25 protein-coding genes, 1 riboswitch and 1 other annotated feature are annotated in these 25331 nt (G+C 44.2%); of the genes, 6 read left to right on the top strand and 19 right to left on the bottom strand.

Going from position 1 to position 25331, the window contains the following annotated elements; all coding sequences use genetic code 11:
- Positions 1–2: 2 nt before the first annotated feature.
- The 5 genes from hisB to ACRQQK_RS07565 form a co-directional block, all read right to left on the bottom strand.
- Positions 3–1076 (bottom strand): bifunctional histidinol-phosphatase/imidazoleglycerol-phosphate dehydratase HisB, encoded by a 1074-nt coding sequence (hisB, locus tag ACRQQK_RS07585; protein ID WP_457510687.1) that lies wholly within the window; start codon positions 1074–1076, stop codon positions 3–5.
- 13 nt (positions 1077–1089) lie between these two features.
- Positions 1090–2130 (bottom strand): histidinol-phosphate transaminase, encoded by a 1041-nt coding sequence (gene hisC / locus ACRQQK_RS07580; RefSeq protein ID WP_457510686.1) that lies wholly within the window; start codon positions 2128–2130, stop codon positions 1090–1092.
- Positions 2131–2135: 5 nt separating this feature from the next.
- Positions 2136–3443: a histidinol dehydrogenase gene (gene hisD, locus ACRQQK_RS07575; RefSeq protein WP_457510685.1), complete on the bottom strand. Its 1308-nt coding sequence runs from the start codon at positions 3441–3443 to the stop codon at positions 2136–2138.
- A gap of 5 nt (positions 3444–3448) precedes the next feature.
- Positions 3449–4345 carry an ATP phosphoribosyltransferase gene (gene hisG / locus ACRQQK_RS07570; RefSeq protein WP_457510684.1) on the bottom strand — a complete coding sequence of 299 codons (897 nt, stop codon included), beginning with the start codon at positions 4343–4345 and terminating at the stop codon, positions 3449–3451.
- A 55-nt stretch (positions 4346–4400) separates the two neighbouring features.
- Positions 4401–4536, bottom strand: a sequence feature (His leader region).
- Positions 4537–4724: 188 nt separating this feature from the next.
- Complete coding sequence (locus ACRQQK_RS07565; RefSeq protein ID WP_457510683.1) at positions 4725–6326, bottom strand: Na+/H+ antiporter NhaC family protein; 1602 nt, start codon at positions 6324–6326, stop codon at positions 4725–4727.
- A 116-nt stretch (positions 6327–6442) separates the two neighbouring features.
- Positions 6443–6625, bottom strand: a riboswitch (Lysine riboswitch).
- Positions 6626–7026: 401 nt separating this feature from the next.
- Here ACRQQK_RS07565 and ACRQQK_RS07560 point away from each other — a divergent pair.
- On the top strand, positions 7027–7437 hold the full coding sequence (locus ACRQQK_RS07560; RefSeq protein ID WP_457510682.1) for an H-NS family histone-like protein: 411 nt from the start codon (positions 7027–7029) through the stop codon (positions 7435–7437).
- A 99-nt stretch (positions 7438–7536) separates the two neighbouring features.
- Here ACRQQK_RS07560 and ACRQQK_RS07555 read toward each other — a convergent pair whose 3' ends face one another.
- Positions 7537–8841: an inosine/guanosine kinase gene (locus ACRQQK_RS07555; RefSeq protein WP_457510681.1), complete on the bottom strand. Its 1305-nt coding sequence runs from the start codon at positions 8839–8841 to the stop codon at positions 7537–7539.
- A 262-nt stretch (positions 8842–9103) separates the two neighbouring features.
- Here ACRQQK_RS07555 and mnmA point away from each other — a divergent pair, with 262 nt between their 5' ends.
- The 3 genes from mnmA (at position 9104) to purB (ending at position 12375) form a co-directional block, all read left to right on the top strand.
- Positions 9104–10225: a tRNA 2-thiouridine(34) synthase MnmA gene (mnmA, locus tag ACRQQK_RS07550; protein ID WP_457510680.1), complete on the top strand. Its 1122-nt coding sequence runs from the start codon at positions 9104–9106 to the stop codon at positions 10223–10225.
- An 11-nt stretch (positions 10226–10236) separates the two neighbouring features.
- Complete coding sequence (gene hflD, locus ACRQQK_RS07545) at positions 10237–10854, top strand: high frequency lysogenization protein HflD (RefSeq protein WP_457510679.1); 618 nt, start codon at positions 10237–10239, stop codon at positions 10852–10854.
- A gap of 150 nt (positions 10855–11004) precedes the next feature.
- Entirely contained in the window at positions 11005–12375 is a 1371-nt protein-coding gene (gene purB, locus ACRQQK_RS07540; protein ID WP_457510678.1) for an adenylosuccinate lyase, read from the top strand.
- Positions 12376–12434: 59 nt separating this feature from the next.
- Here purB and ACRQQK_RS07535 read toward each other — a convergent pair whose 3' ends face one another.
- The 9 genes from ACRQQK_RS07535 to htpX form a co-directional block, all read right to left on the bottom strand.
- Entirely contained in the window at positions 12435–12965 is a 531-nt protein-coding gene (locus ACRQQK_RS07535; RefSeq protein ID WP_457511104.1) for a DUF3833 domain-containing protein, read from the bottom strand.
- On the bottom strand, positions 12965–13522 hold the full coding sequence (locus ACRQQK_RS07530; protein ID WP_457510677.1) for a chalcone isomerase family protein: 558 nt from the start codon (positions 13520–13522) through the stop codon (positions 12965–12967). The genes ACRQQK_RS07535 and ACRQQK_RS07530 overlap by 1 nt, the downstream gene beginning before the upstream one ends.
- Entirely contained in the window at positions 13467–13997 is a 531-nt protein-coding gene (locus ACRQQK_RS07525; RefSeq protein WP_457510676.1) for a DUF2878 domain-containing protein, read from the bottom strand. Before ACRQQK_RS07525 ends, ACRQQK_RS07530 begins: the two co-directional genes overlap by 56 nt.
- 2 nt (positions 13998–13999) lie before the next feature.
- On the bottom strand, positions 14000–15241 hold the full coding sequence (locus tag ACRQQK_RS07520; protein ID WP_457510675.1) for a class I SAM-dependent methyltransferase: 1242 nt from the start codon (positions 15239–15241) through the stop codon (positions 14000–14002).
- Entirely contained in the window at positions 15238–16014 is a 777-nt protein-coding gene (locus ACRQQK_RS07515) for a DUF1365 domain-containing protein (protein WP_457510674.1), read from the bottom strand. Before ACRQQK_RS07515 ends, ACRQQK_RS07520 begins: the two co-directional genes overlap by 4 nt.
- Complete coding sequence (locus tag ACRQQK_RS07510; RefSeq protein WP_457510673.1) at positions 16014–17291, bottom strand: NAD(P)/FAD-dependent oxidoreductase; 1278 nt, start codon at positions 17289–17291, stop codon at positions 16014–16016. The genes ACRQQK_RS07515 and ACRQQK_RS07510 overlap by 1 nt, the downstream gene beginning before the upstream one ends.
- A 12-nt stretch (positions 17292–17303) precedes the next feature.
- Entirely contained in the window at positions 17304–18029 is a 726-nt protein-coding gene (locus ACRQQK_RS07505) for an SDR family NAD(P)-dependent oxidoreductase (protein ID WP_457510672.1), read from the bottom strand.
- Positions 18026–18445 (bottom strand): nuclear transport factor 2 family protein, encoded by a 420-nt coding sequence (locus ACRQQK_RS07500; RefSeq protein WP_457510671.1) that lies wholly within the window; start codon positions 18443–18445, stop codon positions 18026–18028. The genes ACRQQK_RS07505 and ACRQQK_RS07500 overlap by 4 nt, the downstream gene beginning before the upstream one ends.
- A gap of 187 nt (positions 18446–18632) precedes the next feature.
- Positions 18633–19499 carry a protease HtpX gene (gene htpX, locus ACRQQK_RS07495; RefSeq protein ID WP_457510670.1) on the bottom strand — a complete coding sequence of 289 codons (867 nt, stop codon included), beginning with the start codon at positions 19497–19499 and terminating at the stop codon, positions 18633–18635.
- Between the two features lie 266 nt (positions 19500–19765).
- Here htpX and ACRQQK_RS07490 point away from each other — a divergent pair, with 266 nt between their 5' ends.
- On the top strand, positions 19766–19939 hold the full coding sequence (locus ACRQQK_RS07490; protein WP_457510669.1) for a hypothetical protein: 174 nt from the start codon (positions 19766–19768) through the stop codon (positions 19937–19939).
- 92 nt (positions 19940–20031) lie between these two features.
- Here ACRQQK_RS07490 and bioD read toward each other — a convergent pair whose 3' ends face one another.
- Genes bioD through bioB form a run of 4 tightly spaced genes read right to left on the bottom strand, consistent with a single transcriptional unit; the run spans position 20032 to position 23711 of the window.
- Positions 20032–20724 carry a dethiobiotin synthase gene (gene bioD, locus ACRQQK_RS07485; protein ID WP_457510668.1) on the bottom strand — a complete coding sequence of 231 codons (693 nt, stop codon included), beginning with the start codon at positions 20722–20724 and terminating at the stop codon, positions 20032–20034.
- A complete protein-coding gene (bioC, locus tag ACRQQK_RS07480; protein WP_457510667.1) occupies positions 20721–21524 on the bottom strand; it encodes a malonyl-ACP O-methyltransferase BioC in 804 nt (267 codons plus the stop codon). Before bioC ends, bioD begins: the two co-directional genes overlap by 4 nt.
- Positions 21521–22675, bottom strand: a complete 1155-nt coding sequence (bioF, locus tag ACRQQK_RS07475) for an 8-amino-7-oxononanoate synthase (RefSeq protein ID WP_457510666.1) — start codon at positions 22673–22675, stop codon at positions 21521–21523. The genes bioC and bioF overlap by 4 nt, the downstream gene beginning before the upstream one ends.
- Positions 22659–23711, bottom strand: coding sequence for a biotin synthase BioB (gene bioB, locus ACRQQK_RS07470; protein WP_457510665.1), 1053 nt, complete (start codon positions 23709–23711; stop codon positions 22659–22661). Before bioB ends, bioF begins: the two co-directional genes overlap by 17 nt.
- A 200-nt stretch (positions 23712–23911) precedes the next feature.
- Between bioB and bioA the strand changes: the two genes are divergently transcribed.
- A complete protein-coding gene (gene bioA, locus ACRQQK_RS07465) occupies positions 23912–25201 on the top strand; it encodes an adenosylmethionine--8-amino-7-oxononanoate transaminase (protein ID WP_457510664.1) in 1290 nt (429 codons plus the stop codon).
- The last annotated feature ends 130 nt before the right edge of the window (positions 25202–25331 follow it).

Raw genomic sequence — 25331 nt, 5'->3', positions numbered from 1 at the left:
CATTAGAGAACCCCTTTGCTGCTTGGCAATTCGTTTCCTTGTACTTGAATAGCTTGGCGTAGAGTACGACCAAACGCCTTAAACAAGCTTTCAATAATGTGGTGGTCATTCTCACCAGACGAAGACAAGTGCAGAGTGCACGCTAACGTGTCTGTCAGTGAGCGGAAGAAGTGATAGACCATCTCGGTTGATAAATCGCCCACTTCCGGACGGCTGAACTCAGCGTCAAATTTCAAATAAGGGCGACCTGACAGGTCTAATGCACATTGCGCCAAACATTCGTCCATTGGTAGAGTAAAACCAAAACGACCGATACCACGCTTATCACCTAAGGCTTCTTTAATCGCCTGACCAAGAGCCAAAGCGGTATCTTCAACCGTGTGGTGGTCGTCGATGTGCAGGTCTCCATTCACTTTAAGCTTTAATTGGAAACCACCGTGAGTGGCGATTTGATCCAGCATATGGTCAAAGAAACCTAGACCTGTTTCGATTTCATTACCACCCGTCTCGTCCAAATTCACCGCTACCTTAATATCGGTTTCTTTCGTCTTACGAACAACACTTGCAGTACGAGCTTTAACCGTCAGATCTTTAACGATTTGTAGCCAGTTCATAGTTTCAGGATTGTACTGAATACCACGAATAGCCATGTTCTCTGCCAGTTGCAGATCCGTGACTCGGTCACCGATCACAACCGATGATTTGAAATCGACTTTGCCGCCTTGAAGATACTCTTTCACCATCCCTAACTTAGGCTTACGACAAGAGCAGTTATCTTTTTCGAAGTGAGGACAAATCAACACATCATCAAACTTCACACCTTGAGAAGAGAAGATATCCATCATCATGTTGTGTGGGGCATCGAAGTCTTCTTGTGGGTAGCTGCTTGTGCCTAGACCATCTTGGTTGGTGACCATCACTAAACGATAACCAGCGTCTTGCAACGTGAGCAAGCTTGGAATAACAAATGGTTCCAGTTTAAGTTTGTCTAAACGGTCAACCTGAAAATCCACCGGAGGCTCAACAATTAAGGTGCCGTCACGGTCGATAAAGAGAATTTTCTGTTGGGTGCTCATTGTAGAATCCTTTCTATTGGTAGTAGTTACGAATAAACGCGACGGTCTTTTCGCACTCTTCTCTATTGCCTACGCTAATACGCACACAATCTTCAATTGGCGAGTTACGTAAGATAATGCCTGAATCCCATGCGGCTTTGAACAAAGCGTCACCATCTGGGAATTTAACCAGCAAATAGTTGCCCCAACCTTCAAACACTTGCACACCATTGATCATCGAAAGACCAACTTGCATGTAAGCTCGGTTGGCATTCAGATCCAGCACTTGGTATTTAGCACGAGCAAGACCAGCTTCTGATAGCGCTTGAGTCGCAATTTCAGCTACAGGGACTGGTACTGGATAAGGTGCGATGACTTTTAGCAGCACGTTAATCAACTCTTCATTGGCAAGAGTAAATCCACAACGAAGGCCAGCAAGAGCAAATGCTTTTGATAAGGTTCGTAGAATCGCCAAGTTTGGATACTGTGCTAGCAAATCGACCGTTGACGCTTCTGGACAGAAATCGATATAGGCTTCGTCCATTACAACAATAGCGCGGTCTTTGGTCATTTCTAGCAGAGCAACAATGTCCTCACGCTTAACCAAATTCCCCGTTGGGTTGTTAGGACTACAAACAAACACCAGCTTTACATTTTCCAGATTGGCTTCGATGTTGGCTAAATCTAACTGCCATTCTGCGGTTAGTGGTACCTTCTTGCGTTCAACGCCAATAGTTTCAGCACTGATTGCGTACATGCCATATGTCGGCGGGCAGAACAAAATCGCATCTTGGTTTGGCTCACAGAAAGCACGTACCAATAGTTCAATACCCTCATCAGCGCCACGAGAAGTTAGTACTTGCTCTGGTTTCACCCCTGCATATGCTGCATAAGCGTTGATTAGTTCAGGTGGCTGGCATTCGCTATAACGGTTTAAACGAGCGAAATTGGTTTTGTATTCATTGTTGAATGGCGATTCATTAGCGTTTAACCACACATCACCACTTCCGCCAATACGGCGAGCAGAGAGATAAGGTGTTAATTCCTGAACCTGTTTACGAGCGAGTTTTTCCATGATGATTACGCCTTCTGTCCCTTCTCAACAAGGAGTTTTTCTATACGAATCGTAACGGCACGTTTGTGCGCGTCTAAACCTTCAGCTTCGGCCATTTTTACGACAGTTGGTGCCAATGCTTTGAGACCATCGGCGCTTAGCTCTTGTACTGTCATACGTTTGCTAAAATCCGCTAAACCTAAGCTTGAATACGTTCGAGTATAACCGTAGGTTGGCAGCACGTGGTTAGTGCCTGAAGCATAATCACCCACTGATTCTGGCGACCAATCACCCAAGAAAATTGAACCTGCATTGTCCAGCAGTGGCACAAGCTCACGAGGATTCTTGGTTTGAACAATCAGATGCTCAGGACCGTAATAGTTAGAAATTGAAACCGCCTGAGTTAAAGACTCTGCAATTATGATTAAGCTTGATGCAAGGGCTTTCTCCGCAGTTGCGGCGCGAGATAGCGACTTAAGCTGTTTTTGAACCGCATCAGCCACTTGATCCGCAACGACTGGAGAAGGTGTTACCAATACAACTTGAGAATCAGGACCGTGTTCAGCTTGGCTTAACAGATCCGCGGCAATAAAATCAGCATCAGCCGTTTCATCAGCAATCACCAACACTTCCGAAGGACCAGCTGGCATATCTATCGCAGCACCACGGAAATCATTACTCACTTGACGTTTTGCTTCTGTTACATACGCATTGCCTGGGCCAAAAATCTTATCAACTTTTGCTACGCTTTCCGTACCATAAGCCATTGCTGCAATTGCTTGACCGCCGCCGACGTTATAAACCTCATCGATCTTACAAAGCTTAGCGACATAAAGAATTTCATCGGCAATCGGTGGAGGAGAACACAACACCACTTTACGGCAACCAGCAATTTGCGCAGGGACACCGAGCATTAATACTGTTGATGGTAGTGGCGCACTACCGCCTGGAATGTACAAGCCCACTTTGTTGATTGCACGAGTTACCTGTTCGCACACAACACCCGGCATAGTTTCTACTTTAATCGGTGCTGCTTTTTGTGCTTTGTGAAATTTAGAAATGTTGTTGTAAGCCAATTCCAACGCTTGCTTCATTTCATCATCAAGACGCTCACATGCCGCGTCAATTTCTTCAGCCGAAACACGAATTGAATCAGGCTTACACTTGTCGAATTTCTCAGTCAGTTCCAATAGAGCAGAGTCGCCTTCCGCTCGAACTTTGGCAATAACTTCCGCAACCGCAGCAGTGATATTCGCACCTTTAGCGATAGCTGGACGTTCCAATACTGAGTCTTGCTGAGTTTCACTCAGCGATTGCCAAACAATTGTTCTCATCGGGATTACTCCATCATCTTCTCAATTGGTAATACAAGAATAGAACTTGCACCAAGGGCTTTTAACTTTTCCATTGTTTCCCAGAACAAGTTCTCAGCACTGACGAGATGTACGGCTACGCGAGTTTTATCAGCAGAAAGTGGCAATACCGTTGGGTCTTCTGCACCAGGAAGTAGTGCCGTGATTTGAGGTAGTTTTTCGACTGGTGCGTGCAGCATGATGTATTTAGATTCTTTCGCTTGTTGGACACCGTTCATACGAGTCAGAAGGCGGTCAATCAACGCTGCTTTATCTGGAGCAAATTCACCAGTACGTTGAATCAGCTTCGCTTTTGATTGGAAAATCACTTCAACTTCTTTTAAGCCATTGGCTTCAAGGGTAGCGCCTGTTGAAACCAAATCAGCAATCGCATCAGCTAGCCCTGCACGTGGAGCTACTTCAACTGAGCCAGTTAACATGCAGGTACTAAAATCGATGTCTTGTTCTGCCATGTACGCTTTTAGAAGTTGAGGATAGGTAGTTGCAATACGTTTGCCTTTAAGATCTTGTGGGCCGTTGTATTCCACATCTTTGTCGATTGCGATTGAAAGGCGGCAACCACCGAAGTCCATACGACGTAGGTCAACGAATTCACTTGGCTGATTTAGAGCAATACGGTCATAACGGGTTTCTTCCAACACGTTCTCACCAACAAAGCCCAAGTCAACTACGCCATCCATAATCAAACCAGGGATATCGTCATCACGTACAAGAAGCAGGTCAATTGGCATATTTAACGAGTGAACTACTAAACGTTCACCCATAACATTAAATTTAACCCCACACTTCTTTAGTAGGCTCTGGCATTCGTTGCTTAAACGACCTTTCTTTTGAACTGCGATTCTTAGGCGTTGTGTTTGCATTACATTCTTCCTTCGTAATATATTGAAATCTTTAAAAATTTTATTAAACCAGATAGTAAAAAACCCTTGGAAGAGTTGTCTCCCAAGGGTCATAAATCTGATAATACTTTGATTTTAACCACCGGGAGAATCCTGTCTCCCGGGTATGCGTACATCTCCCGAAAGACTCTTAGGGATGATGGTGATGATGAATGTTCATTACAAAATTACGCATACTTAATTACACCGAATGTGTTCACTGGATTGCTTTCAACACTATCTAAGCTCGTCTCATTTTTCAACAAAAACTTTCACTTTTTGTCATCTTTTTCTGACTGCTACTTTTCGAGCACAAAAAAAGGAGGCTAAAGCCTCCTCTAATATGCAGAAATATAAAATATTAAGCTTCTTTGAGGGTAACCAACTTAGATTTTGCCAATGCGTTAAATACAAAGCACACTGCGATAAATGCCACTGTGGATGCCGCTAACGAAGCCAGTACCGATAGGGTCATACCAAGAACAATGAAACCAACGCATGATACACCTGCGACCGCTAGAGCATATGGAAGCTGAGTAGCCACGTGGTCAATATGATTACAGCGCGCGCCTGTAGAAGACAAAATAGTGGTGTCTGAAATTGGAGAGCAGTGGTCACCAAATACAGAACCCGCTAGTACCGCGCTCAGCATAGGTAGCATCAGAGCAATTTCAGTTGCACCTGCCATATCACCTGCGATTGGTAGCATGATACCGAACGTGCCCCAAGAAGTACCAGTAGAGAAAGCCATAATGCCTGATAGCAAGAATAATATTACTGGCAACCAATGTGGGTCGATATTACCTTGGGCTAAAGAAGAGAGGTACGCCCCCGTTTTCATGTCACCGATGACTGAACCAATTGTCCAAGCAAACACAAGGATTAAAATCGCACCAAACATAGATTTAGCACCAATCCAGAGCGTACGTGCAATTTCAGTGATCGAAATACCTTGTTTAACTACGGTGAACAGAGCAACCACTAAACCGACTAAACCACCGTAAATAAGTGATGTACCAACATCGGTATTTTCAAACGCACCAAGGACATTGAACGCTTTACCATCGGCTGCCAGTGCTTGTCCACCGGTATACAACATTGAACCAACGGTTGCGATAATCAGTAGTACGATTGGGAAAATAAGGTCTGAAACTTTACCCTTCTCACTTTCACGGATATCAAGTTCGTCATTTAGATCACGGGCTTGTTCGTCGTTTTCAGACGTATCTTCGTCAAAACCTTGGCCTTGAGAAGCATTAATTTCGTGTTGGCGCATCTGACCGATATCCATTTGGAACCAAACAACTGCGAACACCATTAATAGTGCGAATACCGCATAGAAGTTCATAGGAACCAAACGCAGATAAGCACCAAGCGCAGAATATTCAGTAATACCGTGTGACACTAAAATGCCGCCGATGATCGTCATGATGTATGCGCCCCAGCTTGAAGCAGGCATAACAACACACATTGGTGCAGCAGTAGAGTCTAGGATGTAAGCGAGTTTAGCGCGTGAAACATAAAAGCGGTCAGTAACGGGACGAGAAATTGAGCCAACCGCTAAACTATTGAAGTAGTCATCAACGAAAATGAAAACCCCTAAAAACGCAGCAAGCAATTTTGAACCACGTTTGCTTTTTACGCGAACTTGGGCCCACTCGGCGAATGCACGAGTGCCGCCAGAAAGCGTTAATAGTGCCGTCATCATACCCAACAGCAGCAAGAAGCCAACAATACTCATGTTCCAAGTATTCAGACCGCCGTCTTCAATAAATACGTTGGTTACTTTTGTGCCGACATAGCTAATCGCATTGCCGATAGAGTAATCAGCAAGTAATAACGCACCAAGGGCAATACCCATTCCTAAAGAAACAAGTACACGACGAGTAATAATAGCAAGACTCAACGCCACTAACGCAGGGACTAGTGACAAAGGAGACGAAGCAAAATCTAATAAATTCATGATCTTCAAAAACCAATAATATTTCGGTTAGAGATCTACTGCAGATAAACCACATCGAATAATTTCAATGCGATTAATGTTGAACTAAGCGAAAGGGAAGTGAACACTCCACCCAACCCTACAGTAGCGCTCCATAGTTTAACAACAATATAGACTATGGCAGTGTTGCCCCTATTCGATGACAACCCCAGCTAGCAGATTGATGACCTGACTAACTTCGGCGATATGGCCTTTCTCCGGTATTCATTGGCATCACCCCAATACTGGATACTTATCAATATCGCTCCTCTACGTCGAAGATAGAACAATTACCTGCGCAAACTTAATATTGCGTGATTATTGAGCATACTCCGCTTTAGGTGTGACGTATTGTACTTAACAAAACTGTCAATGCAACATACAATTTCATTTTTCATCACCTCTATTTATTCACAGCGTGAATGAATTATATTTCACAATCGAGCTCAAAGTGTTTTAGACCTAATTACATTAATTGCATAAAATTAGTCCGTACCTGACACTCTGAAATCCTAATATTTCCTTTCTTTTTTTAAGGCTAAGTTTTAACAGGCTAACTTTAATTACTGCTATTGTGGAAATTTCAGAATATTTACATTAATGTTGGCTTAATTATATTGTAAGAACTAATAAGTCGGTTTATTATTACCCCGTTAATTATTTAATTAAACAGGATTAAGAAATGTCGGAAATCACTAAAACTCTATTAAATATTCGTAGTCTTCGTGCATTTTCACGCGATCTAACTTTAGAGCAACTTGAAGAAGCGCTTGATAAATTAACGATCGTAGTTGAAGAGCGCAGAGAGTCTGAAGAAAAAGAACAAGCTGCTCTAGCTGAACAAGAAGCGAAATTAGCAGCAATTGCTGAGCAAATTGCTAATGACGGTATTGACGTTGAAGCATTAATTTCTGCTCTTGCTGGCGAAACAAAAACTAAATCAAAAGCAAAAGGCAAACGCGCACCTCGTCCAGCGAAATATAAATACATGGACAATGGCGTAGAGAAAACTTGGACAGGCCAAGGCCGTACACCTTCAGCAATTCAAAAAGCTTTAGATGAAGGCAAATCTCTAGAACAATTCGAAATTTAATTTTCTAGTTATCAAAAAAGGCTCCGAATTCGGAGCCTTTTTTATACGTATTATTTAGTGATATTGATAAATAATACGTTATTCAGGTAAAGGTTACCTTTATCTTTCCCAATACGCTTCTTCTAAGCTATCTTCACGCTCAGGAAGACCTCGAGATAAACGTGGAGAATGCTGGGCTAACACTTCATAACTTACACGGTTTGCATATTTACAAACTTGTGAGAAAGAAGAATAGGTTAAGAAGTTATGTTGGTGCTTACTTGAATTTGGCACATTACCTTTATGGTATTTATTCGCTGCCATGTCATGAAGTAATGCTGACAACGCTGCATCACCTGCCCCATTCGTATTCTTAATTTTCTCCGGGCCGCCCATATAAGGTGAAATATGAGAATAAATTCGAGTCGGATTTTCGCAGCTCAGTCTTGTTGCTGGGCGACTAAATTCGAAGCGATTAAACTCTGGAATAGCTCCCGGCAATAATGGTAAAGAAGTCTCTCTTTTACTTTCTTCTTCGGTATAACCCGCCATATATAAACCAACAGGCCCTGCGGTACATAAAACTAAATCAACCCAATCTAATGCTTTATCCGATGCCATTAATGGATCACTTTCACCGGTTAATGCTTCCGCTTCATCTTCATTCATTGCAACAACAGAAACATGATCACGCAAAAATTCCTGCCAATATTGAGGGTCATCCTGAATAACGAATTTTGTTCCTAGCGTTAATACAACTGGCACATCATATTTCTTAGCATATTCAATTGCGCGCATTGTCGCTTGTGGCATTGGGTCGCCTTCTTTACAACGAACTAAATATGCAGTGATCACTAACGCTGATGCATTTTTAAATATTTTTTCAGGAATACTGTCTGGGTGAAGCTTATTCATTTGGCCTTCGCTAATTGCAAAAGTACGCTCACCGTCTTCTGTAATTAAAGCGAAACAACGCCCGATAGCTCCATCAACACCTTGCAAATAATTGAGATCCATCCGGCTAGAGGTATTACATAAATAACGATAACCGTAGCTGCCAATTTTAATATCTTGGCTCATCACACCCAATAACGTTGAACGGTCATCGGCTAGCACAGAATAATTGTGCAAGGTATTGCCGATAGTTCCGCCCGCAAATTCATTTTTGATTAAACCATTTTGCTTTAATTCAGTGTATAAAGCTTCAGCGGTCTCATCATCAATGACTAAAGAGTGTCCTTTGCTCAGACCATAACGCTCAATGAGTTCGGAATCCACTTTCGCTTCAATATCAACCAACGTCTGATCAATACCGATAATATGTGTGCGAGATAATCTCTTATTATCTTGCGCTTGGATGACTAATGGATCACGAGCATCGACTGGAAAGTAATGCTTTGACTTACGTTGGCCAGGAAATTTCATAACGATAATTTAGGTGCGTGAGAAGAAAAGAGCCGGAATTTTACCCTGCGTCCAGTAAGGCAGCAACTCAACAAAGGATAGCAAACGTTTACGTGGATAAAGTTTTTTACACAAAAAATTTAGAGAACGATTACATGTCTCTTTAGGACATAAATGAAGATGAAATACACCAAATCAGAAGTGTGAACTCTGTCTCTGATCTGTCCTCAAAAAAGTCTTTCTGTTAGAATCTGCGTCCAAGTCAATCAAGTGGTATTAAGTCATGTCAGATAACCGCAACGCAAACAGCCAAAAGAAAGTCATTGTAGGCATGTCAGGTGGCGTTGATTCTTCCGTTTCAGCATATCTTCTTCAACAACAAGGCTATCAGGTAGAAGGCTTGTTTATGAAGAACTGGGAAGAAGACGATAACGAAGAATATTGTACGGCAGCGGAAGACCTTGCCGATGCACAGGCTGTCTGCGACAAACTTGGTATCTATTTACACACGATTAATTTCGCAGCGGAATACTGGGACAACGTGTTCGAATATTTCTTAGCGGAATACAAAGCGGGTCGCACACCAAACCCGGACATTCTTTGTAACAAAGAAATCAAGTTCAAAGCATTTTTAGAGTTTGCAGACGAAGTGTTAGATGCAGACTATATAGCTATGGGTCACTATGTTCGTCGTACCTTCGTAGGAGAGGGTGAAAAACCGCAAATGCTACGTGGTAAAGACAATAATAAAGACCAAAGCTACTTCTTATATACGCTGAGCCACGAACAGGTTGCACGCAGTTTGTTCCCGGTCGGTGAATTAGAAAAACCAGAGGTTCGCCGTATTGCTGAAGAGCAAGGTTTAATCACTGCGAAGAAAAAAGATTCAACCGGTATCTGTTTTATCGGTGAGCGCAAATTTACAGACTTCTTGTCTCGCTATTTGCCTGCTCAACCGGGTAAAATTGAAACTCCTGAAGGTAAAGTTATTGGCGAACATCAAGGCCTTATGTACCACACATTAGGGCAACGCAAAGGCCTGCACATTGGTGGTCAAAAAGGTGGTGGCGGTAACGAAGACCCATGGTACGTAGCAGAGAAAGATCTTAAACGTAACGTGCTTATCGCAGTACAAGGCGCAGACCATCCGTTACTGAAATCATACGGATTAATGGCTTCACAACTACATTGGGTTGATCGTACGCCAGTGAAAGAAGCGTTCCGCTGCTCAGTGAAGACACGTTACCGTCAAACTGACATTCCTTGTACCGTTATCCCTGTGGATGACAACAACATCAAGGTTATGTTTGATGACCCACAAGTCGCAGTAACCCCAGGACAGTCAGCTGTTTTCTACCAAGGCGATGTGTGCCTAGGTGGCGGCATTATTGAACAACGTATTTAAGGAGTATTTACGTGGCTAACACAATTTATGACCGAACTATCGCATTTGCTGGAATTTGCCAAGCTGTCGCTTTAGTGCAAAAAGTAGCGAAAGACGGTTACTGTGATTCAGACGCGTTTGAAACTTCATTGCGTGCAATTTTGGCAACGAATCCAAGTAATACTATTGGTGTTTTCGGTAGCGAAGCCGATTTGAAAGTTGGTCTTGAGTGTCTGGTCAATGGCATTGATAGCACCCCTACGGGCAGTGCCATTACTCGCTATATTATTAGCTTACTGGCTTTAGAGCGTAAACTAACCAGCCGCAGAGATGCGATGTCTCAACTGGGTGATCGCATTCAAATGATCGAACGTCAAGTTGAACATTTTGATTTGCTTGATGAACAGATGATCAGCAACTTAGCGAGTGTTTACCTCGATGTGATCAGCCCTATCGGCCCTCGTATTCAAGTCGCAGGTACTCCAGAGGTATTACAGCAAACCGCTAACCAACAAAAAGTGCGCGCACTACTATTATCCGGTATTCGTTGTGCAGTGCTTTGGCGTCAAGTGGGCGGCCGACGTCTTCACCTAGTCTTCGGACGTAAGAAGATGGTTGATCAAGCCAAGATATTACTGGCCAGAATGTAATCTTTAGCTCGCACCATGCGAGCTAATTTTTTTACTCATCGTTTTTGAGTAGCAGAAATCTCGCGCAATCGTTTGCGCAATATTCGTGACAATTGCCATTGATACTGGTATAAAGCACACGAAATTTAGAAACCAATTCAGGAGAAGATCATGGAACTGTCAGCATTGACTGCTGTTTCACCAGTAGACGGCCGTTACGGCAGTAAAACTATTGCACTACGCAGTATTTTTAGTGAATTTGGCTTACTTAAATACCGTACTATCGTTGAAATTCGCTGGTTACAGAAGCTTGCAGCAACAGCTGAGATTGCAGAAGTTCCTGCATTCAGTGAAGAAGCAAACAATTTCCTTGATAGCGTTGCAGCAAACTTCAGCGAAGCTGATGCACAACGTATCAAAGATATCGAACGCACAACTAACCACGACGTAAAAGCGGTGGAATATTTCTTAAAAGAAAAAGTTGCTGGCGTTCCTGAACTTCACGCAGTTAATGAATTCATTCACTTTGCCTGTACTTCTGAAGACATCAACAACACTTCTCACGCTCTGATGCTTAAAGAAGCTCGTGATACGGTTATTCTTCCTGAAATCCGTAACATCATTGATGCTATCCGTGGCTTAGCGGTTGAATACCGTGATATCCCTCTTCTATCTCGTACTCACGGTCAGCCTGCTTCTCCATCGACGATGGGTAAAGAGATGGCGAACGTTGCGTACCGTATGGAACGTCAATACAAGCAAATCGCGAACGTTGAAATCCTAGCGAAAATCAACGGTGCTGTAGGTAACTACAACGCACACCTTTCTGCTTATCCAACGCTTGATTGGCACAAATTCAGCGAAGAGTTCGTTACAGAATCTCTTGGCGTAACTTGGAACCCGTACACAACTCAAATCGAACCTCACGATTACATCGCAGAGCTATTTGATGCAGTGGCACGTTTCAACACGATTCTTATCGACTTCGACCGTGACGTTTGGGGCTACATCGCTCTGGGTCACTTCAAGCAAAGAACAATTGCTGGCGAAATCGGTTCTTCAACCATGCCGCACAAAGTTAACCCAATCGACTTCGAAAACTCAGAAGGTAACTTAGGTCTGGCAAACGCTGTGTTTACTCACCTTGCACAAAAGCTGCCTATCTCTCGTTGGCAACGTGACCTTACAGACTCAACTGTATTGCGCAACCTAGGCGTTGGCGTGGGTTACGCAATCATTGCCTACACGTCGACTCTGAAAGGTATCAGTAAGCTAGAAGTGAACCGCGAAGCTCTACTGGCGGAACTGGATAAGAACTGGGAAGTTTTAGCAGAGCCAGTACAAACAGTGATGCGCCGTTACGGCATTGAAAAGCCATACGAAAAGCTAAAAGAGCTCACTCGTGGTAAGCGTGTTGACGGTGAAGCAATGCGTAACTTCATTGATGGCCTAGAACTGCCAGAAGAAGAAAAAGCGCGTTTGAAAGAAATGACACCTGCAAGCTATATCGGTCAAGCGATTGAGCTAACTGACAAGCTATAAGCTGTAATTAGATTAAGAAAGGGAGGCTTTGCCTCCCTTTTTATTTGCCATTCGTTTATTTATTGACTCTTTTCGAAGAACAGCGTTACCTGCCCCACTTCAATACCAAACTTTTTAATTTTGGTGATGTTAAATACCCGAGTTTCATCTTGGCGGTAAAGCCAATCATCAAAAGTCACCTCAATTTCACCATCTTCCATTTTTAACAAGAAATCATACTTCCATTGAAGTGCATTGCCGACTTCCTGCCCGATAGCGTCACCAATAACATCGTCAGCTCGCCCAAGATAGAAGCCATTCGACGAACGCTGAATAGCCCAGACCCGTTGACTCTTCTCTCCATCGTCAAAAACAAAATCTTCGGTCAGTGTCAGAGTGTTACCGATAATATGCCCTTCAATATCCACTTCAAAGCGTCGAGTCTGCTTGTCGGTATAATCTTGCACCATTCCCCAAGCTTTCGTGTTGCCCTCGAAATAACCGAACAGGTCGAATTTCGGTTCGCTTTGATGATAATCCGATAACTCGGCGCTGCATGCTGTCAATAACAGCAATACTGACGCCACAAAACTCTTTTTAACCCAACTCATCATCGATTCATCCCTAATAGTTGTTGGCGCAAGGTTTGATATTCCGTTTTAGGTGATAACCAAATGGCTAAAAACGCATCATTCAGTGACTCATCGTCTATCGTTCCCACCACTTTCTGTTCACCAGCGTTGGAGATATAGACAAACTCACCCTCAGTGCCATCCGTAACATAAATCAGCTTTTCACCAGTTTTCACACTGGGGAAAATAGCGGTTAAAGTTGGCATCCAAGAGGCTATCTTCTCATCGCTGAAACCTTGTTTTTGCCATTGCTCCTCTGTTGCTTCGAGCAACTGAGTGCTACTGATATCCCTGAGATAGCGAATTTCCAACGCTACAGGATGCGGTGAAATATCACCCTCTAGTTTGTATTTGCCATCAGGCGAACGTAACTGAGATGAGTAAATATCCAGCCACAGCCAAGAAAGGGTCGCCTGACCGACAATCGGCCACTGTTGCCATTGGCGAACAACATCATTTGCATTTCCCGTTGCACTGACGTTAACGCTGACGAGAGCTAGCAGTGTCAGGATTCTTGTTCGAAACTGAGTAATCATTTACAAACACCCTCATGATTAACCACGCTACACCACCCCATTGCAGAGTTAAAACAGCAAGTGACCCAACAACGGAATATGAAAATTCAACCGCTGAAAATTTATATCCAGCCCAGTAACTCAAAGCACCACAGACGCCGACAAATAACATTACCAATCCTTTGGGGTATTTGCTTAAATGCGGTACCCATTGCCTTGCGTACCAGACAAACACCAGCCAGAGAACGGCTAGCCATACTGGTACGTGCGCACTTTTAAATACCAATAGGCCAAAAGCGCTATTGAAGGAATCTAAAACGATTCCTCCGACACCAAGCGCTAATATCCTGCCAATATCATCACGGTTTGAATACCAAGCGTAACCTAACGTCACCAGCCCAAGAGCCAGAGTCAGCCACTGAAAGCGCTCCTGTCCCAGAACAGCGAGAAACCAGATTATCTGGAACCAGAGTGATACGACAAATAAGCGTCCCACCGTTAGCCTCGTTGCAGCGTCATATGGATGGTGCTGATAGTTCGCGCATTAAAGCCACCTTCGCAATAACAGAAGTAGTAACGCCACATACGAATAAAGCGTTCGTCATAACCGAGCAGTGAAACTTGCTCCAGTGACTGTTCAAAACGTAGTCTCCAGTCTTTCAGCGTCTGCGCATAATCGAGCCCTAAATCAAAAATATCTCTGGTGATCAAATCACTGTGCTGAGTAGCCGTTTGAGTCAGTACCGTGACCGACGGTAAAAATCCGCCCGGAAAAATATATTTCTGAATAAAATCAACATTATTGCTGTAATAGTCGTAACGCTGATCGGCGATGGTGATCGCTTGTATTGCCATTAAACCTTTTGGCTTTAGTAACGACTGGCACTTCTTGATGTAAGACTTAAGATACTGCTTACCCACTGCTTCAATCATTTCGATAGAAACCAGCTTATCGTACTGACCTTCTAACAATCGGTAGTCTTGCTTGAGTAAGGTGACACGGTCACCCAAACCAGCTCGCTCAATTTGCTCTTTCGCATAACTGTATTGTTCTTCCGAGATGGTGGTGGTGGTGACATGGCAACCGTAAGTTTGAGCCATGTAAATCGCCATAGCGCCCCAACCTGTACCGATTTCAATCACATGATCACTCGGTTTCAGTTGTAACTGCTGGCAGAGGCGTTCCATCTTGTTAATTTGCGCTTGCTCTAATGTGTCATTTGGTGACGAGTACAACGCACTTGAGTAGAGCATTCGTTTATCGAGGAAGGTCTTGTAAAGTTCATTACCCAGATCATAATGCGCTTCGATGTTTTCTTTTGCCTGATCAACTGAGTTTCGTTTAAACCAATGACCAACCTTATACGCCCACTGCGTCAACCAACTGCTTCGTTGCTCGATTCTGTCTAACGCACTCATGTTTTTCGCCATGAGCTCCATTAAAGCCGTTAGATTTGGGCTATCCCACCAGTCATCCATATACGCTTCTGCGGCTGCAATGCTGCCACCTTTCAATAGTCGCGAATAAAAATCAGGATGCTTAACCCAGATCACTGCATTAGGTTCATCTTGATTTTTATGACCAAACTGCTGCTGATTAGACGCCTGATCAGAAAAAGACTCCACAATCGTTAAGCTGCCGACATCCAAGTACTGCAAACATTTAAATGCAACGTTGCGAGCGCTTTTCTGCCACGCAGATAAGCTGGTTGGCATATCCATAGAAGTCACATTTATCATTGCGTATTCTCCTTACTACGATTGTTTTCTTTTTTTTGTGTGTTCGGATGATCATGAATCGGCACACCTTTCATCCATAGTTTCAGCGCATGCCAGTAAATACCTAATGTCACTTTTATCGCCATAACCGGCGTTTTTACTAACAAAGCAAGCAAACCTTTGGTGGTAAATTCTTGGCCTTTCATAGCCAGAGTTGCGTCGAATGCTTTACCTTCGCGATGACATTCCAAATGCACCATTAAAGACTCAGTCAACGGCTTTAACTTCCACTGGTACTGCTGATCTATCGGATTAAACGGAGAAACGTGAAACGCTTTGTCATGTTGCCAGTTCTCTCCGTCAGCGCCCATGTCAGCTGGTATTGCGTAGTAGTGGCGTTCATTCCAAGGAGTGTTGCTGACTTCTGCCAGCAAATAACACCACTCACCATTTTCGTCATAGAGGTAATAGAAATTTACAGGACTGAAGTAGATACCTAAGTAGCGTAAGTGAATCACGGCAAGCACCTTGCCTTCTATTCGGTTGCCCGTGAGTTCAAATACTTTATCTTGTACCGCCTGTTTTAGTTCTCCCTCTCCAAGGTAGTCTTCACGGCGCAATCTTGCCCAGTGCCACCATTTTTCGCCAAGTCCCCAAACTTTTTTCGACAACGAAGTCCATTCATCCAAGTCAATGCAGGGCATAAACAAGGAATAGGTCAGCGCATGATTCTTAGGAGTGAAGCGTCTGTGCCTTACACTCCCAACAAGCAGTTGGCTGTTGAGGGCTGACATTACGCAGCCCCTTTCATCTTGGCTTCATTAACGCGCGCAATATTGGTCACCACATCCAACGCACTTCGCACGCCATCTTCATGGAAACCGTTGTGCCAGTATGCACCACAGAACCAAGTATGATTTTCTCCGCTGATTTCTGCTTTACGTTGCTGCGCGTTAATCGACTCTTCGGTAAACACTGGATGGTGATAAACAAAGCTGCGAAGAATCTTGTTCGGGTCGATGTGTTCACTGCTATTTAGCGACACACAGAAAGTCTCTGGAGCATCAATATGCTGCAAAATATTCATGTTATAGGTGAGTGAAGGTAAGTGAGAATCCTGCCCTTCATCCCCTCTCAACCAATAGTTCCATGACGCCCAAGCCGCTTTACGCTTAGGCAGTAAATTGGTGTCGGTATGCAAAATGACTTCATTTGCCTGATAACCGAGCTGAGACAGGATTTGCTGCTCGCTTTCTGTCGCGTCTTCCAGCATCGAAAGCGCCTGATCGCTGTGACAAGCAAAAACCACTTCATCGAACCACTCAGTTTTGCCAAGACTTGTCACTTCAACACCACCAGCAACACGTTTTACTTTGTCGACTGGTGAACTGGTTCGAATACTCTGCTTAAACCCTTGGGTAAGTGGCTCGATGTAAGAACGAGACCCGCCTTGAATAACGTTCCATTTAGGACGATTGCTGATATCAAGCAGCCCGTGATTTAAGAAAAAACGTAGGAAAAACGTGAGAGGAAACGCACGCATATCAGCCAGAGACGATGACCAAATAGCAGCGCCCATTGGAAGAATGTAGTTTTCACAGAAATAATGCGAAAAGCCGTGATGATTGAGAAACTGCCCAAGAGTTTGCAGATTGACTTCAGACTCCTTAGCTTCTTGTTTGGCTAACTTGTTAAAACGCAGAATTTCGGAAATAAACTGATAGAAACGAGGGTTCAGCCAATTACGTTTCTGAGCAAACAGAGTCATGATTGTATGACCATTGTATTCGAGACCATTCGCATCATTACGAACACTGAAACTCATTTCAGTCGGCGTTGTTTTCACACCTAATTCGGCCATTAAACTAATGAAGTTAGGATATGTCCGATCGTTATAAACAATAAAACCGGTATCTACCGCGTAAGTTTTTCCGCCAACTTCAACGTCAACCGTGGCTGTATGACCACCAATATAATCATTGGCTTCAAATACCGTAATGTCGTGCTGTTTATGCAGATAGTAACCGCAAGACAAACCAGAAATACCTGTACCAATAATTGCAATCTTCATCTTGTTTTCCTTTTAAGACCGAAACAGCAGACCAGTCACTGCGTGCTGCCATGAGTAAGGTAATGACCCCAGTATTCTTAGAATCCATGTAAAACGTTTAGGGAAATAAATGTTAGCTAACCCTTTATCTAAACCTTTCTGAATCGCTTCTGATGCTTGTTCAACACTGATGAGCATAGGCATAGAAAAAGTGTTTTTCGCGGTTAGCGGCGTATCCACGAATCCTGGGAAAATGGTAGACACTTCCACGCCTCGGTCGCGCCAATCCAAGCGCAATGAGCGTGCGATGTAGCCGACAGCAGCTTTGGATGCACCATAGGCTTCCGCTCTCGGCAACGCTAACTCACTGGCAATTGAACTCACCACCGCCACTCTGTGCCCTGAAACTAAATGAGGTTCTATCGCTTCAATAATATTAGTCAAACCGAACACATTGGTTTGAAACACTCGCTCAACCAGTTTCGAGTCCATTTCTCCATTATCGATATATTCACAATTACCCGCGTTAAGAAGCCAAAGGTCTGGAGTCAACGGTAAACTGCGCAGTGCATTGAATGTCTGCACTCGGTCCGTAATATCAAACTCGCAAGTCTCAATGTTTGGATATGCTTCATCAAGCTTAGCCAAAGATTCTTTATTTCTCCCACAAGCTATGACTTTCCAGCCTCGTTTGGCATAATCCAACGCCAATTGCTGTCCAATGCCAGATGTCGCCCCAGTAATCAGTACTGCACTCATTGGCCCAGCCTCCGCTTAATGCTTCTAATGACTCCACCAAGTAAAGGGATGTGCTCGTAAAGCATTTCGCCCAGATCAAAGTAATCTCGGTGGGATATAACCTTGCCATCGGCAAACTTAAGATGGCTCATACCATTAACATCAATTGGATTGCCGCCAGATAACTTGGGGTGCTGCAAATGCATGGTCCAAGTGATAAATCCGTCATTGTTAGACTGATGTTGTTCGGCAATTGAAAACTCACATCGCTCAACATTCTGATAAAGGTTAGCAAAATAGTTTTGCAGTGCTTCCAGCCCTTCTATCCGATGCGCCGCATCTTCAAATACCACCTGCTGGTGATAAACCTCTGGCAGCAAATGCAAATTGTCTTTACTGAGTTGCTGATAAAACTGGGCAATAACTTGGATATCCATATTCGCCAAACCTGTACAAATTTATTTTCCGTATAAGTTAAGTGTTAGGATAGCGCACAAAGAAAAGTTGTACAAAAATATATTTGTACAACTTTTTGTAAGAATTCTTTAGCAAGGATTTTTGAGAAGATCGTAAGGTACCAAAGTGAAGGCACAAAAAAGCCAGCTCGAAGGCTGGCTCTTAGGATTAAGAATTGCGCAATGCAGCAATACGTTTATCAAGCGGTGGATGGCTCATCAGTAGCTCAGTCATCGTACGCTTACCGTTGATACCGAACGCCATCATAGAACCTTCCAATTGAGGTTCGTAGCTCATCTTCAAACGCTCTAGTGCCGCAATCATCTTGTGCTTACCCACCAATTGAGCAGCGCCCGCATCAGCATGGAACTCACGATGACGGCTGTACCACATGGTAATGAAGCTTGCTAGGAAGCCTAAAACCAATTCAAGCACCATAGAGACACCGAAGTACACCATCATGTTGCTACCCTGACCCTCTTCATCACTGTTGCGAGAAGCAACAATGTTTGCAATGAAGCGCGACAAGAAGATCACGAATGTGTTCACAACACCTTGCATCAAAGTCATGGTAACCATATCGCCGTTTGCAATGTGGCTAACTTCATGAGCAAGCACAGCTTCGGCTTCATCACGCGTCATGTTATGTAGTAGACCTGTAGAAACCGCTACTAACGAATCATCACGTTTTGCGCCCGTTGCGAATGCGTTCATGTCTGGAGAGTCGTAAATAGCAACAGTAGGCATACCAATACCTGCTTGCTGCGACTGACGCTTCACCGTTTCCACTAGCCAGTGCTCCATTTCGTTACGTGGGTTTTCAATTACAACACCACCCACCGAGCTCAGAGCCATCCTCTTTGACATCAAAAGTGAAATAAATGAACCGCCGAAACCAAACACGGCTGCCATTACGAGCAAGCCAGACAAACTACCCGGTTGCATCCCTGTAGTGGCATAAACAATATTCAAAACCACACTTAGCACCATTACGACGGCTAGGTTGGTTGCCAGGAATAACAATACTCGCTTCATTAATTATCTCCGTTGAGGAAAGCTGACTATTAACCCAAAACCAGTAAGGTATCCCACTCAAAGGCTTCAGGAGTTTTCTAATACATAGTGTCTGCGATTTAAAAAACAAGGTTAAGTGTTAAATTGAAACATTTAATGTCAATTATGTGGCTACAATGTAAACAGATCCGATCTGTAGGAAGTTAGACTTTTGTCGTATTGAGGCACAGGTCGAAAGAGATTAAATTCCGAGCAGTGAGAGAGACATCATAACGAAGGATATCATCATGGCTGAAGCTCAAAGTTATAAAATGGCAATCGACCTACTCCGCTGCCATTTAGGCTTAACTGAAGAAGAAGCGAAGTTGCAACTGGGTATTGGTCAGGAACAATCTGTGCAGCAACATATCGCTGAAACTCAACAAGCATTCGCTATGCTTGGTTTGAACAAAGAAATGTAATTAAACAGATTCTAAAAAGGGCTGCATAATCTGCAGCCCTTTTTGTTTTGTCTGTCCCCAAGCTATCTCAGGATACTTGGTTTAGAACCCAGCTACGCGAGCTCTTTTTCCATCAAAGGTTCAAGATTGATGTATTTACCAAGTTCAGTACGTTTAGCGCTTGGAATATATGGGATTTCGCCAAGTTTTGGCGCACGAATACGAGATTCCAACACCTCAATAATTTCAGCGTAGTGCTCGGTGCCCGGGTTAATCCGGTTTGCTACCCACCCAACAATCGTCAAACCATCCGCTTCAATACTTTCAGCCGTAAGCAGAGCGTGACTTAAACAGCCAAGTTTCACACCCACCACTAGTACAACGGGTAGTTTCTCTTGTTTGACCCAAGACGATAAACAATCTGTGTCAGAGACTGGCACTCGCCAGCCACCTGCACCTTCAATCAATACGGTATCCGCTTTCGTTTTCAGGTAAGCGAGCTTGTCACTCAACACCTTGTAATCGATAGTCAGATTCTCGTGCCTAGCTGCAATGTGTGGCGATGCAGGCAATTCTAGCGCGTATGGATTGACGTCGTCATACGGCATTTCTTGTGTTGCTACTTTCATGAGATGAAGAGCGTCAGAGTTTCGTAAACCTTGCTCTGTTCTCTCACAACCCGCGGCTACTGGTTTATAGCCAATTGTTGTAAAGCCCTTACTGGCAATCGCTTGCAATATCGCTTTTGAAGCCACTGTTTTACCAACATCGGTGTCCGTACCCGCAATAAAAAATGCATTTATCATCGATAAATTACCCCTAAACAAACCTGATATGTTGCAGGTAAAGAACCTTGCTGACTTCGAAATCGCTCGTAGGCCTGCTCTACTTGAATCAGTGCCCGCCTTCCCGTCAACCCCTGAGATCTTGAATGGATATGATTCGCCCCGATGCCCTTTAGATCGCGCATCAGTTCAAAAGCGGTGTCATACCAAACAATCATCTCGGCCAAGTTTAAGTGATGCTTAGGAAGCTCGGCTTGCGCTAACGCAATTTTTACCTGATTGAAAGAAATGAACTCATTAACATGTTGATGAGAATCAATTTTCCGCCATGACTGCTTAAGCTCAGCCAAAGAGCCATCAAGCAAAGTAGAAAAGTAACCACGACCTAATGGTTTGAGTACACGTCGTATTTCCGCCAGAGGCGTAGATAAATCATCGCACCACTGAAGAGCCAGACTTGAAAAAACAATATCAAACTCGCCAGAAGGAAAAGGCAGTTCTTCCGCATCGGCATGAACATACGTGACCGAATCCTCACCACAACGCTCTCTCGCCTGCTCAAGCATGACCGGAGAGAGATCGGCGCACACTACATTCGCCCCTAGCTGTTTAAGTAGTTTTGAAAAGTAGCCAGTCCCACAGCCCAAATCGAGAACCCGAAGCCCTGATAAATCTGCGGGTAGTTGATTCAATAGACGATGACCAACATCGCGCTGAAATGCCGCGTGCTTATCATAGGTCGAGGCGGCTTTGCTAAAGGCGCTTGAAATAGCAGATTTATCTTTGCTTTCAATCTCTGAGCGTAAGGCAAGTTCACTCATTTGTTTGACTCCATACACTGAGATAAAGCGTTGGCTAACGCCGTGATATCTTCGATACTGTGATTGGCCGTCAGCGTGATACGCAATCGAGCTGAGCCTTCAGGAACCGTTGGCGGTCGAATAGCCGTCATCCAAAATCCCTTATCTTTCAGTTGTCGCGTAACGTTTAGTGCCTGTTGAGATTTACCCAAAATAAAAGGTTTGATTGGTGTAGATGTCGCGACATAGCCCCCAACTGACTGCAATAGTTCATCATAAACCTGAGACAGCTCATGAAGCTTTTCGCGTCGCCATTGCTGAGTTTGAATCATGCCAACGGCGTGAGTAATGGCATAAGCCTGTGCTGGAGGAATGGCCGTCGAATAGACATGATGTCGTGCGAACTGAGTTAGATAGTTCCCTACTTCTTCACTGCACAGAATAGCCGCACCAGAGAGTCCGAATGCTTTGCCGAACGTCACTACCAGTATCTCGGGTTGGATGCCCGCAGCATTACAACTGCCGGCGCCATCTTCGCCTAAAACGCCCACACCATGGGCATCATCGACCATCAACCAAGCATTGTTTCGTGTTAGTTGATGAAATTCCTTCAGTGGAGAGATGTCGCCATCCATACTAAAGACGCCTTCTGTCACCACCAACGCATTCTGATCACCAGAGAGCAGTTGAGATAAGTGCAGGACATCGTTGTGCTTAAAGCGCTTCATTGTTGCTTGGCAAAGCATCCCAGCTTCCATTAATGAAGCATGATTTAGCTTATCTTGTAGTAGCAGATCTTCTTTGTGCATCAGAGTAAAAAGCAACGCCTGATTAGCACTGAAGCCAGAACCAAACAATATTGCTCGATCAAAGCCAAGCCACTCACATAGCGAGCGTTCCAAACTGGCATGCGCCACAGAGAATCCAGTCACCAGAGGAGAAGCGCCGCTTCCTGCGCCATAAATATCCAGTCCAGTTTGCCACGCACTCGTCAACGCTTTATCACTGGCAAGACCCAGATAGTCGTTGCTGGAGAAGTTGATAAACTCAGTGTCACCACACTGAGTTGAGACCTGATTTCCGCCATCTAGTACCTGAAGCGAGCGAGTTAAACCTAGAGTTTCCCGTTCGAGCAACGCCTCTTGAACGCGAGCTCTAAACTGTTGCGTCATAGAACAAATCGTCGGCAGTTGGACGAGAGGCAACGCGTTCTACTACGCGATCAAGCAGCTCATTTTCAGCGATTTCATCCGGTTTCTGCGCTACTTGCTGGCTGTTAATTCCAAGCTTTTTAAACAACAACATATCGCTATCTTCTGCAGGGTTTGGTGTGGTTAATAACTTGCAACCGTAGAATATTGAGTTTGCGCCCGCCATAAAACAAAGAGCCTGCATCTGCTCGTTCATTTTTTCGCGCCCTGCCGATAAACGCACCGCAGACTTAGGCATCATGATACGAGCCACCGCGATCAAACGAATGAAGTCAAACGGTTCAACATCTTCAACATCTTCCAGCGGTGTACCTTGTACTTTCACCAGCATGTTAATAGGTACACTTTCTGGATGAACCGATAAGTTAGCCAGTTCAACCAGTAAACCCGCGCGGTCGTTTGTGCTTTCGCCCATACCAATAATGCCACCGGAGCAGATTTTCATGCCTGCTTCGCGTACGTGAGAGAGCGTGTCTAATCGGTCCTGATAGGTACGGGTTGTGATGATGTTTCCGTAATATTCCGGTGAGGTATCAAGGTTGTGGTTGTAATAATCCAAACCAGCTTCAGCCAGTTCACTCGCTTGTTCTGCATTGAGCATTCCCAGCGTCATACAGGTTTCTAAACCCATATTTTTCACACCTGAAATCATCTCTTTAAGGTATGGCATATCTCTGCTTTTCGGGTTTTTCCACGCGGCACCCATACAGAAACGTGTTGAACCTGAATTTTTCGCTTTCTGCGCGGCATCAAGCACTCGCTCAACTTCCATTAAGCGTTCTTTCTCCACATCGGTACGATAATGCGCGCTTTGAGGACAATATTTGCAGTCTTCAGGACAAGCGCCGGTTTTGATCGACAACAAGGTACTCACTTGAACATGGTTGTGAGGCTGGTACTGACGATGAACCAACTGAGCTTCGAAAAGCAGATCCATAAAAGGTTTTTCAAGCAGTGTTTTTACTTCAGACACTGTCCAGTTGTGACGAATATCCACGTGTAATCCTTTTTGATAATTTTTGTTGTGTGCCTTTCTCACTGAGGGCTCTTATCTCGCTTAACTCGCCGATCAAAAACCGAACGCTTCTAGGCATTTATGCTTGGTTAGTCTAACGACACGCGATAAACTGTCAACACAATAGATCCCACAAGGTTTACGTTAGATTATTTTTTAATCACATTAATTGCGAGTTTAGAATGGACTTAACCTTTGATCGCCAGCATATATGGCATCCTTACACTTCAACGCTGACACCTCTGACCTGCTACCCCGTGACACATGCAGAAGGTGTTCATCTCTATTTAGAGCAAGGAGATCAGCTGGTTGATGGCATGTCTTCCTGGTGGTCAGCGATACACGGTTACAACCACCCTCTGCTCAATCAGGCGGCGCATCTGCAGATCGATAAGATGTCTCATGTGATGTTTGGCGGGATAACCCACCAGCCAGCCATTGATGTGTGTAAGAAACTCCTTTCACTTGCTCCAAGTAATTTGCAGCAAGTATTTCTGGCAGATTCTGGATCTGTTGCTGTGGAAGTTAGCCTGAAAATGGCGCTACAGTATTGGCACGCCAAGGGCGAAAGCCGCTCAAAATTCCTCACACTACGTCACGGATATCATGGTGATACCTTTGCTGCGATGTCCGTAACTGACCCCGACAACTCTATGCACAGCCTTTATAAAGGCTTTCTTCCTGAGCACATCTTTGCAAACTCACCACAAGGCAACTTTTGGCAAGAGTGGGATGAGTCTGATATTGATGATTTTCGTCATAAGCTGACCCAACATCACCAGCAGATAGCCGCTGTGATTCTTGAACCAATCGTGCAAGGTGCAGGAGGGATGCGTATCTATCACCCAGAATTTTTGCGCCAAGTTCGACAGCTCTGCGATGAATTCAACCTGCTGTTGATATTGGATGAAATCGCGACAGGATTTGGTAGAACAGGGAAACTGTTTGCCTGTGAACACGCCGATGTAGAGCCAGACATTCTCTGTGTAGGCAAAGCATTGACCGGCGGCTATATGACTCTTTCTGCCACTCTGACCACGCAGAAAGTTGCCGATACGGTTTGTAGCGGTGAAGCCGGTTGCTTTATGCATGGCCCAACGTTTATGGGTAACCCACTCGCTTGCGCTGTAGCTTCAGCCAGTTTAGACATCATTGCCACTCAACAGTGGCAAAAACAGGTTAAACAGATTGAGGCTTATTTTGCCGAGGAACTGGTGCAGTTTGAGTCGTACTCAGAAGTGAAACAGGTTCGTTATCTAGGCGCTATTGGAGTTATTGAAACCCATCATCCTGTCCACATGGAAAATATTCAGGCTCTGTTTGTTGAGATGGGGGTGTGGATTCGTCCATTCGGCCGTTTGATTTACATTATGCCGCCATACATTAGCCAGCCTGAACACCTGAACAAGCTGCTTAATGCCATTAGAGCTGCGTTATTGGATCCAACCTGTTTTGCCCAAAATCAGAGTTAAACTTTCCAAATTGGCAAGTGCGGTTTTCCTGATGAATTTACAAAACTGAACATTATCGGACATTTTTAACCCCTCCTTTTATTTAATATTGCCCCAACGCGAATTGTAACTTTCTATTACAAACAAGATT

The sequence above is a fragment of the Vibrio sp. C8 genome, from assembly GCF_054051265.1.
Note: the sequence above shows the minus strand (reverse complement) of the source record. Positions and strands in the feature narration are given on the sequence as shown.